This is a genomic window from Pseudoalteromonas sp. HL-AS1, from assembly GCF_031198785.1.
Classification (GTDB): Bacteria; Pseudomonadota; Gammaproteobacteria; order Enterobacterales; family Alteromonadaceae; genus Pseudoalteromonas; species Pseudoalteromonas distincta.
Genome location: NZ_CP133569.1, coordinates 1491805 through 1504564 on the forward strand (window position 1 = coordinate 1491805; position 12760 = coordinate 1504564).

Annotated in this window: 10 protein-coding genes; 2 read left to right on the forward strand and 8 right to left on the reverse strand. The window is 38.8% G+C overall.

The features are described from left to right. The first annotated feature begins 300 nt into the window (after positions 1-300). Positions 301-1479 (forward strand): IS4 family transposase, encoded by a 1179-nt coding sequence (locus RB214_RS07045; protein ID WP_309168668.1) that lies wholly within the window; start codon positions 301-303, stop codon positions 1477-1479. Positions 1480-1649: 170 nt separating this feature from the next. Here RB214_RS07045 and RB214_RS07050 read toward each other — a convergent pair whose 3' ends face one another. From RB214_RS07050 to RB214_RS07080, 7 genes are all read right to left on the reverse strand, one after another. Next, the gene (locus tag RB214_RS07050; protein ID WP_309168669.1) at positions 1650-2045 is read right to left on the reverse strand and encodes a biopolymer transporter ExbD; all 396 of its coding nucleotides are present in this window, start codon (positions 2043-2045) and stop codon (positions 1650-1652) included. Positions 2046-2359: 314 nt separating this feature from the next. Continuing rightward, positions 2360-2803 (reverse strand): PA2169 family four-helix-bundle protein, encoded by a 444-nt coding sequence (locus RB214_RS07055; protein WP_149592593.1) that lies wholly within the window; start codon positions 2801-2803, stop codon positions 2360-2362. Between the two features lie 177 nt (positions 2804-2980). Then, on the reverse strand, positions 2981-3919 hold the full coding sequence (locus tag RB214_RS07060; RefSeq protein ID WP_002961484.1) for a LysR family transcriptional regulator: 939 nt from the start codon (positions 3917-3919) through the stop codon (positions 2981-2983). A 19-nt stretch (positions 3920-3938) separates the two neighbouring features. Continuing rightward, the gene (aceK, locus tag RB214_RS07065; RefSeq protein WP_309168670.1) at positions 3939-5657 is read right to left on the reverse strand and encodes a bifunctional isocitrate dehydrogenase kinase/phosphatase; all 1719 of its coding nucleotides are present in this window, start codon (positions 5655-5657) and stop codon (positions 3939-3941) included. Between the two features lie 103 nt (positions 5658-5760). Continuing rightward, positions 5761-6240, reverse strand: a complete 480-nt coding sequence (locus RB214_RS07070; RefSeq protein WP_024596961.1) for a DUF4124 domain-containing protein — start codon at positions 6238-6240, stop codon at positions 5761-5763. 86 nt (positions 6241-6326) lie between these two features. Then, positions 6327-7823, reverse strand: a complete 1497-nt coding sequence (locus RB214_RS07075) for a DUF3413 domain-containing protein (RefSeq protein WP_309168671.1) — start codon at positions 7821-7823, stop codon at positions 6327-6329. Between the two features lie 5 nt (positions 7824-7828). Then, the gene (locus RB214_RS07080) at positions 7829-8041 is read right to left on the reverse strand and encodes a DUF1414 domain-containing protein (RefSeq protein WP_309168672.1); all 213 of its coding nucleotides are present in this window, start codon (positions 8039-8041) and stop codon (positions 7829-7831) included. Between the two features lie 62 nt (positions 8042-8103). Between RB214_RS07080 and yejK the strand changes: the two genes are divergently transcribed. Continuing rightward, a complete protein-coding gene (gene yejK / locus RB214_RS07085; protein ID WP_002961473.1) occupies positions 8104-9120 on the forward strand; it encodes a nucleoid-associated protein YejK in 1017 nt (338 codons plus the stop codon). Between the two features lie 344 nt (positions 9121-9464). Here the strand turns inward: yejK and rne are convergent, their stop codons facing one another. Next, on the reverse strand, positions 9465-12647 hold the full coding sequence (rne, locus tag RB214_RS07090) for a ribonuclease E (RefSeq protein WP_309168673.1): 3183 nt from the start codon (positions 12645-12647) through the stop codon (positions 9465-9467). Between the last annotated feature and the right edge of the window lie 113 nt (positions 12648-12760).

A 12760-nucleotide genomic window follows, 5' to 3' on the forward strand; every position in this document is an offset into this window, starting at 1 on the left:
AATAAAATGCATTAATTCAAAATAACACACATAGTTTAAATGTGTATTATTTAAACGTCCTAAATATTAGTCTAATTGTCAGGGCGTGTTGACCTTTCGTGGTTGAATTTGCAGCAGTATGTTTGGTATTTGGGCAAGGCAGAGCCTATGTAGTGTGGTTATTCCCCATAAATAGGTGATAACGCAGCATAAATGCCAAACATGCGCTGCCCTTTGGGCTGACGAATCCCCAAAACGTGACAGGCACAGCAATTTATGATCTTATGTAAATCACCACAACCCACATAAGTCACAACTGCTATGCCTGAGACATCAGTTTGCCATAAGTACTTTAAACATGCATTAGCGCCATTCAATAATGCCAGAGTAAAAACATTACTAAGCTGCAGTAATGCATTAATTTCGGGCAATAAACTTACCTTAACTGAAATCGGCAGAAATTTGTCTGGCGCTGTGGATGTAAAACATAAAATAAAACGCGTTGATCGCTTCTTAAAAAATACTCACCTCTACAATGAAAGGGTCGCTATCTATGAAGCATTAGCTCATCCTATTATTGACTCTTTACCCATGCTTGCAATTGCCGTTGACTGGAGCGGTGCCTGTGGTCACGACTATCACTTACTGCGAGCAAGCTTACTTGTGGATGGGCGCTCTATCGTGATTTATAACATGATTGTTGAGCAGAAGGATTTTGATAGCCCAGCAACCAACAGCCTGTTTTTAGATGAACTTTATGAAGTGCTTGGACGACATCCTAGTGTCTATATTGTAACAGACGGCGGCTTTCTTACGCCTTGGTATAGTAAAGTACGCGAACTTGGTTGGCATATGATAGGTCGATTAAGAGGCTCAATGAAGTGTAAACTAGCCATGCAATCACAATGGCATACATTAAAACAACTTAGGGCTGGTGCCAGCGATATACCTAAGACGTTAGGTCAAGCACGACTAACTCAGTCTAGCCCGACAGCATGCGATGCATTTTTACACGTATATCATGGAAAAAATAAAGGAAGAAAAGGAAAAAGCAGATTTACGAAAGATACAAAAATGTATCAAAACTTAGCTAAAGAGCCATGGTTACTCGCGACATCAGACAATACAATGACGAGTAAGCGAGTAGTTGGTTTATATAGTAAAAGAATGCAAATAGAGCAAAATTTCCGCGATGACAAAAGTTTGAGATATGGTTTTTCGTGGCGTTTTAGTAAAAGCACCGGCATAAATAGAATAGGAATATTATGCTTGATAGCCACAATAGCGAGCACTGCGTTATGGTTTATAGGGTGTGAAGCAGAAAAAAGAAAGTGGCATATAAAATTTCAAGCAAATAGCGTTAAGAATCGCCGAGTTCTTTCATTTTTAACCTTAGCCAAGCAAGTCATAAAGCTATGTAAGAGACGTATTACACAAAGCTATATAGAAAAAAGTTTAAAAAACTTTATTTTGAATTACGAAAAAGAAGCCGCTGGATAAAGGAGCCTGTAACGGATTCTGTGTAACTGCCCGTTTAAAGTGGGGATCCCTCAGCCCGATGGGTTAAGCCAAAACCATCTAAGTATCCCCATAAAAAGAAAAATGCCAGTCAGCTTAACTGACTGGCATTAGCCGTAAGGCCCTTTTTTTGGTTTTAGTTTGGGCTGATTTTATTTAGAAATCAAACTTATTGGATAATCATCGTATTGCTTAATATTATTCATTACATTTATTAAAGTATTATGTGTACTGTTTTCGTCTGCGGTTATAAGTACTGAACTTATTTCATATTCAGCCGCGAACATAGCTAAATTAGTCGCAACTTGCTCTAAATCAATTAACCTCCCAGAAAAATATACTCCGTTACTTTCATCAATTCTAAATAGAGCATTTTTAACAGGCTTATCTATTTGAGGGCTGTCGAGTGGTCGGTTTAATTCAATAGCCACAGGTTTTACAAAAGATGTAGTTACAATAAAGAAAATTAGTAATATGAACACTATGTCTAATATCGGGGTCATATCTACATCAGCATTTTTTTGCAGCTTGGTTAGTTTGCTTTTCATATTGGATCTTATTTTTAATTAAATGCTGCGGCGCCACAGCAAGGTTTTAGGTACCTATTAACAAAATTAGCACAGCAAAAATAAAGCGTGGTTAAATAAACATTCTAATAACATTAAATATTTGTACTAATTATGTATTTAAAATGTGGTGAAATAAGGTGGTGTTTATACCGTTCTGCTTATATATGGGGTCTATTTAGCATCGTTATAATGTAATGCAATTTGTTAAATTGCTTAAAAAACTATGTAGATTGGTATTAGAGGCAATAAAAAACCCAGCTCGAGGCTGGGTTCTAGTTGTGAGCTATGTAAGCTTAATGCTTTTGCATACGGCTCATTTCTGCATGGCAGCTTTGCATTGTTAATAATGTTTTAGCCAGTGCAGCTTCGCAGTCAGCTGGTTGCGGTTTATCCATTGCAGCTTTAATTTCTTCAAGGGTTTTATCTTCTACCTCTTCAAGCTCTTTTACATACGTGCTGTCGTTGTGTGAGCTAAATGTAGTAAGCAGCGCTGTGTATGCACGCCTTGCTTCGACAGCGAAAGATGAGCCATCTTCGCGTTCGCCTTTTTCATTAATTGCATATGGCTGCAAGCGCTCAACACTCACTTTTCGGGCATCTATCATACGCTGAAAAAGTGCACCAATAGCAGGGTCTTCAACTTTTTCCTGTGCTTTTTGATAAAAATCGATGCCGCTGTTCATAACTTGAATGATGTCAGTAATATGATTTACTTCTGATCCTTGATGGGTGTTCATAATGACCTCTTTAATTAAATGAATGTATAGTTCAATTTAATAAAAGCAATGTATGTTCCACGTTTCAATAGTTATGTAGTTATTTGATTTTATTGGTTTAATTTTACTTCAGTCGAGTGCTAAGTTAACAGGCATAAAAATAACCTAGCAATTTTTACATTATATTGTGTAATAAAGTTATTTTAGCTCTTCAGCTACTTCAGCTACTTTTTGACGTAACCAAATGTGACTCGCATCGCGATGTAACAGTGGACTCCAAATCATATCAAGCTCAAAAGGAGGAATTGGAAATGGTGGCTCTAAAATTTTAAGCCCCGGATCATCTAAATATATATTTGCGGCTTTTGAAGGAAGGGTCGCAATCAAATTTTTCTCTTTAGCTAAATGAATTGCTACATGGTAGTTACGCGTAAAAGTGGCAATATTACGATGCTTACCAAAGTGAGCAAGTGCTTCGTCAACCCAGCCAAGTTTTTGCACATCTTTAGGGTCCATGCCTACACCTACACCAAAACCTGTTTTGCTTACCCATATATGGCGCGCTTTTAAATAGCTGTCGAGACTAAAGTTTTCAATTATAGGATTATCGGCTTTTACTAAGCAGCAAAAACTATCTTTCCAAATACGTTTATGATGAAAAGACTGAGGTAAGTTTTCAAAACGGTTGATTGCCATATCTACTTTACCGTTTTCTACATCATGAAAGGTGACATCACTTGGTGTGAGTATATCTAAAGTAGTATCGGGGGCTTCTTCGTGCAATTTACTTAAAAGCTTTGGTGCTAATGTACTTGCAGCGTAATCACTGGCCATTATTCTAAACACACGCTTACTTTGGCTTGCCTCAAATTCTCGATTAGGTGCTAGAGTTTCTTCAAGGGTCATTAAAATGCCACGAATAACGGGTTGTAACTCCAAAGCACGCTCGGTAGGTACCATACCATCGCTGGTACGAACTAAAATAGGGTCGTTAAATAAGTTACGAAGACGTTTAAGGCCATTACTCATTGCAGGTTGCGTTATACTCAATTGATTAGCAGCGCGTGTTACGTTGCATTCTCGAAGCAATGTATCGAGGTAAACGAGTAAATTTAAATCTATTTTACTTATATTCATTGTGTGTGTCCTTTAGCGCTTACCAGTGGTGAATAAAGCGCTGTGCTGTCGGGTATGGGTAAATATGACTTACCTGACCATTTTTTATATTTTGTTGTGCCTGCTTCCAAAAGCTAACATCTATAAGCTCAGGATGAGTGCTGAGTAAAAACTTTTTATACGTAGGGTTTGGCATTACAAATGTACAAAGTTGCTCAGGAAATACGTCCTGTGGTGCAACAGAGTAACTTTGTTCATCCATTAGATAGTCGTCATAGCTCTTTGCTTTTGGTAATGCTCTAAAGTTCATATCGGTTAGATATTGAACTTCATCGTAATCGTAAAAAATAATACGTTTGTGCTTACTTACACCAAAGTTTTTTAAGAGCATATCACCAGGGAATATATTAACAGCAATCATTTCTTTTAGGGCTTGCCCATATTCTTCAATCGCGTCGGCGACACTTTCTTCATCAGCATTTTCTAAAAACAAGTTAAGAGGTGTCATGCGCCGTTCAATATACAAGTGCTTGATGATCAACCAATCGCCCTCAATTACCATTGATGAGCCAATTGTTTTATGTAATTGCGCAAGTAAATTACTATCAAAACGCGCTAAAGGAAATACGACGTTAGAATATTCTATGGTATCGGCCATTCTGCCAACGCGATCATGGTTTTTTACTAGTTGATAGCGCTTTAATACGGTATCACGGCCAAAGGGTTTACTCTCACCAAATTTGTCTTTTATTACTTTAAAAACATAGCCAAATGAGGGGAGGGTAAATACCATCATCACCATACCGGGAGTCCCCGGTGCAATTGTAAACTCATCACTAGAGTGAGATAAATGATTTAAAAACTCTCGGTAAAACTCAGTTTTACCCTGCTTATGAAAACCCACTGCGTTATAGAGCTCAGCAAGTGTTTTGTTTGGCATAAGTTGATTTAAAAACCGAACAAGTGCTGAAGGTGCGTGAGTCTCTACCATAAAGTAGGCGCGGGCAAAGCCAAAAATAACACGCATTTGAGATGACTTAGTTAAAAGTGCATCTAAATATAATCCGTTATCTCCATCGTGTAATACAGCGATTATAAAAGGCTGAACCCCACTTTTTGAAACAACACGACCAACAATATAGGCTGCTTTATTTCGATAAAAAGGTGTGTGTAAAATATCAAAGCGCATTTGCCAAGGTTGGTGATGTGTATCGGGGGCTTGTTTATAAAAAGCTTTAACAAGGAGGCGGATATCACGCTCTAAATTTACAAATGGGGCCTTAAAATCAAAATGACTAATAATGCGTTTTATTGTTGGTTTTAGGCCATCAACTACAGGAAAGTATGTTCTATATTCTGCTTCTACAGGCACTGAAGGAGCATCTTTTAAGGTTGCTTCTACAAATATAAAGTCATTATGAAAATAGCGCCTATGGTACAGCCGGCAAAATACAGAGTTATAAAAAGTTTCGGCGAGCTCTGCTTGGGGATGAAAACATAAAAAATGCTGATATATCTTTTTAACTTCAAGCCATAGGCTTTCATCGAGTTGTTCGGTTGGGGTTTCTTTTTTTAGCGCTTGCGTGGTTTCGTTAACACGATCATCATAATAGCTGATACGCAAACGGCTGATATCATTAATTGCTTGCCAATCTTTTTTTGCAAAGGCAAGAGGGGCTTTGGCTGTTGTTTTTTGAAATAACTGATAGTGCCTTTTAAAACCCGTTAAAATTAATTCAGCAATATGGCGAGGTTGCATCTGCACTCCTTAAAAGTCCCTAGAGTTTATACTCTATTGTGTTAAGGGTATGTTATTTTAAGTTTAAAACCAAGATAAATGTTACTTACTAACTAAGAGTAACTTATTGGAATTGAGCTATCTTTTTTTCGAGAATTTTAATTTGTTTAGTCACAGCCGATACGTTTTTCTTATATGTTTTATTAATTATTTTTAGTTTTTTAGTAATGTCTTTAGTAATACGCTTTTTATCATCAATGGCTAAGATATGATTTAACCGCTCTTGTTGTTTGTATTCAGCACGCTCTTTATTACGATCAAGTATTGTTAGTTTATGGTTATTACTGCGAAGCTCTGCCTGTAAGCCAGATAGGAGTCTTTCACGCTCAAGTTCGTTTAGTTGTTTAGTGTAGTCAACCTTAGGACCAGAATACTGATTACCCGTTGTGTTAACTTTATAAGTCGTTGCTTCGTCGTCACAGGGGAGTTGAGAAAAGACAGTGCCTTTTTCTGTTACACATTTGTAGTAAGTGGTATCGCTAAAGCTAAAAAAACTGATAAGTAAAAAGCTAGAATGGAGAATATAACGAGAAGTTTTAAACATACATGTCATCCTTGGTTTTTATATCTAACAACAATATAAAACTATAACCTAGCTTGGTGGTATATCAAGCTAGGTTAGGATAACTGTTATTGGGTAAAGGTTTTGAGCTTTTTAATACTTTGTACTAAAAATGGTATATCTAAACCTTGTTCAATAGAAAAACCTTCAGCGGCAGAGATGTTTTTAAAGTTACCATCTGAATCTATTAAGGTAATCCTATCTTTTTTATAGGCTATAACAACACCCTGAGAGTAGTTCACGCCCATATCGTCTTTTTTCTTGTATAGATTAACGCCTAGCATTGTTTGCTTGACAATAGCTTTGCAATTTAAATATTGCCCAACGCTTGTTGCAATTAAGTCGCTAGGTTGAATTAGCCCATCTACTTTAGAAATACGTTTGTCAGAGCTGTATAAAGTTGAGGTGGTTACTACTTCTTGCTTGTTATTGGCAAGACTAAAAGCAAAAACCTGTGTTTCACCATCTCGAACAGTAGGGGTATCACTCGCTTTAATTACTCGAATAGCACTAGAGCTATGTGCTTGATCATTAATAAAGCTTAGTTCTTCAATGCCAGTTACTTCAATGCTACGGCGCTGACTTTGCCAAACTGGGAGTGTCTGCTCGGTTAAAATTGCTGCTTTATAAAAAGCGGGTAAACCATACACTAAGCTAAATAACGTATCGTCATGATTTGTTGGCTGTAAAAACTGCTCTGTTTTGTGCATGTTTTTATTCTCGGCAACAAATTTTTCGAGTTGTTGTTGAGTTTCAAATACAAATATATCTACATTGGCTTGTGTGTAGTCCTCGCATTTTTCAAGCGGGCTTGGCATTTGATAACTAATATTTTGGTTATTAATTTTTACGTTGTGTGCTTGCTCGTAGCTTTCTATATCTAGCAGATCATTTTTAGCTAACAAGCTTTTAGCAGTAGTGGGGTATGAAAGTGGCAAAACATTATCTTGTTTTGTTACGTCAAAGTTTAAATTGGCGTCAGCCCAAATATGAATACTGTGGCTAAGCGAAAAACACACGATTAAAAAAGAAATTGCGTAACGTGCAAATTTATATTGCTTTAAACGCTCAAGGTGGTGCCATGTGTAATTACTAACAAGTAGCTGAAAGCCTAAAATAACAACAACAATACCACTGGCTAAAATGGTTGTTAAAGCAGGAGAGCTTGTTAAACGATGCCACAACAATGAAATTATTTCAGGTAAGGCAGATATACTTAGGTGATAACCTAAATTAACATACACATAAGCATCAAGAGTCAGCAATGATGCGCCTACAGTGGCTATAACAGCGGCCATGCCACGAATGTGTCGTGGGTAGGGGAATATTAAACTAAGCGGAAATACCGTCAGCACAAACGCTAAAAAGGCTATAAAACTAGTGTGGCTTAGCCAAGTAACTAGCATATAGGTAATGCCTAAAAAGCTTGTAGGTGGCGAGTCTGCAAATAAATAGCTTAAGCTAATAAGTAGGGCTAAGCCGATATTGGCAAAGGTAAACCAATGCCCCCAACTTAGCAGCTGACTCGCTTTTGATGAAAATTGATTGTGCTGCGATAAATTCATAAATTTTATTTAACCGACTGCGCGAGCGCTTTTGCAAAGTTCTCGGTTATAGCTTGTCTTTTCCCTGTTGGTACATGCTCTTTTAAGATATGCGTGATAGAATTTCCTAAACACATAAGACTTAAATCAACCGGCGCATTGTGTTTAGTTAGCACATCAATAAGCTGATCGACGATTTGTTCTACTTCTTCATTAGAGTATTTTGATAAGATTGGCATTAGTTGGTTCAATAAAATAGTTATATTCTCTTATTTTAACACTAGAGGCGTGAAAAACAAAGATGACAACAGACGTTAAAAAATTAGTCGTTCACTATGTAGACAAAAAAGACGACGATACGCAAATTCACCTTCGAAATGATGAGATGGTAATTAACGATAAAGTAGCCGTTTTTATCGAACAATTACATCATGCATACAATGGTAAACCTGGTAAAGGTTATTGTGCTTTCAGTGGTGACAAAAACAGTGTTGTAGCATCTGCAATGCAAAGTTACCGTAACGATGAGTTAGGCTTTTGGCATATGACCGAGCAAGCCTCAACGGTTTTAAAAGAAGAGCTTGATAAGTATGCATTTAGTGAAACAGGCTATTTAGTATTTTGTCATTACCAGTACGTTGCAACTGATTACATGCTAATTGCGATGATTAACATCAAAGAGCATTATTCTATGACCTCAGAGCTTGATTTAGCCGCTTCTCGTCATTTAGACATATCACGCATGCAACTTGCTGCTCGTATCGATTTAACAGCGTGGGATACACAAGCTGACGACAACCGTTATATTTCATTTATCAAAGGGCGAGCTGGACGTAAAGTTGCTGACTTTTTCTTAGACTTTTTAGGTTGTGAAGAGGGTATTGATTCAAAACAGCAAAGCCAAGTAATGCTTAGCGCAGTAGAGGATTATTTATCTGAGCAACAATTTGATAAATCAGAAAAAGACGATTTACGTAAACAAGTTTTTGACTACTGTAATGACTGTGTGACAACTGGTGAAGATGCAAGCGTAAGCGAGCTATCTGCAACGCTTACAAAAGGCGATGACAGCCCGTTTGATAGTTTTTGTAAAGAACAAAGCTATGACTTAGAAGAAACTTTCCCTGTTGATAAGAAAACCGTAACCAGCATGGTTAAGTTCTCAGGTCTTGGTGGTGGTGTGAGTGTAAGCTTTGAACGTAAACACTTAGGTGAGCGCGTAACTTACAACGAGGCAACAGACACGCTTGTAATTAAAGGTATTCCGCCAAACTTAAAAGATCAGTTACAACGTTTTATGGAAAGTGAAAGCGAGTAAATTTCACAAGTAAAAAGCTGATTTAAGAGCGCGGTATTTATATCGCGCTTTTTTGTATCGGTATATAAATTCGTTGCATCGGAAAAAAACCTTAAAGATTTATTTCACATAGAGAAGTGAAAGAGGAGTAAATGAGAAACACAAGCGATGGTTTACTAGTGGGGCTTTTTAAAGTTAGCAAGACTTAGACTTTTTACTACCTCTAAAAGCGCAGCGTCTCTTAACCTCTTTGTGAATAAATCGCTTTTTACGGGCGTGAAGTAATTTTTTGATTATTCAAATCATATAAACAAAAAAGCCCCGCTATTTATTAAATAGCGGGGCTTTTAAATGAATGTTAGTTATTAATCAACACTCATTGTTTTAGTCATTGCAGAACTTGCACGACCAGCAGGTTTGATTGAACCTGCACGTAAACCACTGTCTGGAACTAGTTCACGTTTATCGTGAGCCATTGCTACAGACGTATGTTTCACTTCGCTATCAGCTACAGGAGTAGGTTGTGCCATTGGCGCACTTGCTGACCCTTGAGTAACCTCTGTTTTAACATGCGGTGCTGATTTTTCAGTTTTCACTTTTGCTTCAGCTTTAGCAGACTTTTCAGTTGCTACTGGCGTTTCAACTTTAGCAGGCTCTTCAGTTACTACTGATGTTTCAGCTTTAGCAGACTTTTCAGTTGCTACTGGCGTTTCAACTTTAGCTGGCTCTTCAGTTGCTACTGGCGTTTCAACTTTAGCTGGCTCTTCAGTTGCTACTGGCGTTTCAACTTTAGCAGGCTCTTCAGTTGCTGCTGGTGTTTCAACTTTAGCTGGCTCTTCAGTGGCTACTGGTGTTTCAGCTTTAGCTGGCTCTTCAGTTGCTACTGGTGTTTCAACTTTAACTGGCTCTTCAGTGGCTACTGGCGTTTCAGCTTTAGCCGGTTCTTTAGCTTTTACTGGCTCTTCTACAGCTTCAACTTTTGCTAAGTCTTCAACCGCAACGGCTTGTTCAACTTGTTGCGACGCATCTACCGGTGTTTCTTCTGATTTCGCTTTAAGTTCTGCTTCGTATTCTGCAGCAGCTTGATCAGCAACTGGAATAAATGCAGGGGCTTCATCAGATTTAACTTCTGCTTCACTTTCAGGGCGACGACGTTGACCAGATGCACGAAGATGACGAGGAGAACGACGTGAACGTGTACGTGTTTGCTCTTGTTCGTCTTCAGTAGTTGCTGTTTCATCGTTAGAATCAACAACATCAACTTTCTCTTCTTTAATGTGAGCTGTTTTTTCTGCCGGAGTTTGCTTTTGCTTTTCTACAGCAGGAGCTTGCTCTTGAACTTGTGGAGTTTCAGTTACAGCCGTTTGCTCAGGTACTTGCTCTGTTGAGTTAGCTTGCTCAGCTTTTTCATCTTGCAGACGTACTTTTTTACGTATGTTACGACGTTGACGGCGAACTTTAGGCTTCTGCTCTTTAGGCTCTGCAGCTTGTGCTGGCTTAGAACCAGTTTCTACTTCCACCTTTGCAGGGGTTTCAGTTTTAACTTGATCTTTTTCTTGGTTTTTATGCTCTGGGCGCTTACGAGAGTTAGGATTACGACGGCGCTTGTTGCGGTTCTCGCTTCTCTCTTGAGTCTCGGTGCTTGCTGCTGAGTCAGTTTTAGCTTCCTCTTCAGCGGCTGGACGCTCATTGCGCGGCTTGTTAGTGCGTGGGTTATTATTACGACGACGTTGATTGTTATTACGACGACGATTATCGTTACCACGACGAGCGTTATTACGCGCTTCTTGCTGCTCTTTTTCTACAGCTTCTTTTTTCTCTTCTTCAGATTCACTTGCAAATAACGACTTAAACCAATTACCAATAGCAGCAAGTAAGCCACCTTCAGTTTTAGTTTGTGCTACCGCAGCAGGCTCTACGGCTTTAGCTGGCGTTGCTTGTGGAGCAGGAGTAGAAGGCATTACCACGCCTTTTAGCATCGGCTCTTCACGGACTGGCGTACTTGGAGATTTTGACATCTCGAATACTTCAGGCTCTGGTGCAACAACTTGTCCGTAACTTACAGTTTCAAGTGTTTCGTCTTTACGTAAGCGCATAACTTCATAATGTGGTGTTTCCATATGTTGATTTGGAATAATCACTACGTCACATTTATGATGTTTTTCAATGCGATGAACACTACGACGTTGCTCATTTAATAAATAAGCGGCAACAGCAACAGGTACTTGTGCATTTACTTGTGCTGTATTGTCTTTAATTGCTTCTTCTTCAATTAAGCGAAGAATTGAAAGCGCAATTGATTCGTTTGAACGAATAGTACCTTGGCCACTACAACGTGGACATGGGCCTTGGCTTGCTTCACCTAATGAAGGACGCAAACGCTGACGCGACATTTCAAGTAAACCAAAGCGTGAAATTTTACCAATTTGAACACGAGCACGGTCTGGGCGAGCAGCATCTTTTAAACGATTCTCTACTTCACGTTGATGGCGTGGAGGAGTCATATCGATAAAGTCGATTACAATTAAACCACCTAGGTCACGAAGACGTAATTGACGTGCAATTTCATCAGCCGCTTCTAAGTTTGTATTAAGTGCTGTCTCTTCAATATCGCCGCCTTTAGTTGCCTTAGACGAGTTGATATCTATAGATGTAAGTGCTTCAGTTGGGTCAATTACGATTGAACCACCAGAAGGAAGACGAACTTCACGCTGGAACGCAGACTCAATTTGGCTTTCAATTTGGTAATGTGTAAATAAAGGCGTGTCACCTTGATAAAGCTTAACACGGCTCATAAAGTCAGGACGAAAACGCTCAATGTGCGCTTTAGCTTCTTCAAAAACACGTGGTTTATCAATTAAAATTTCGCCAATGTCACGACGTAAATAATCGCGTATTGCGCGGAAAATCACGTTGCTTTCTTGGTGAATCAAAAACGGTGCTTTAGCACTATCGGCTGCTTGTTTAATTGCATCCCAATGTACTAATAGTGCTTTTAAATCGTAGTTAAGTTCTTCAAATGACTTACCAACACCCGCTGTACGAACAATTAAGCCCATACCTTTAGGTAGTTCTAAACGACCTAATGCTTCTTTAAGTTCAGTTCGCTCATCACCTTCAATACGACGAGAAATACCGCCAGCACGAGGGTTATTAGGCATAAGAACTAAATAGCTACCAGCAACGCTGATAAAAGTAGTTAACGCTGCGCCTTTTTGGCCGCGTTCTTCTTTATCAACTTGTACTATTACTTCTTGACCTTCTTTTATTACGTCGCGAATGTTAGGGCGACCATGAAAAGTGTAACCTGCAGGGAAGTAAGTACGGGCAATTTCTTTTAAAGGAAGGAAACCATGGCGGTCAGCACCGTAATCAACAAATGCTGCTTCAAGAGATGGTTCAATGCGAGTGATTTTGCCTTTATAAATATTGGCTTTTTTCTGTTCGTGACCTGGGCTTTCGATATCTAAATCATAAAGGCGCTGGCCATCAACCAGTGCTACGCGCATTTCTTCTTGCTGCGTTGCATTGATTAGCATACGTTTCATATTGTTACTCTACTTATTTATGTCGCTGACATGACGATGTTTTTCTCGCCTGTTCAGTTGTTCCTATTTTTAGAATGTGCAGCCTCACGACTGGGTCTTTAACGGAACGGCTC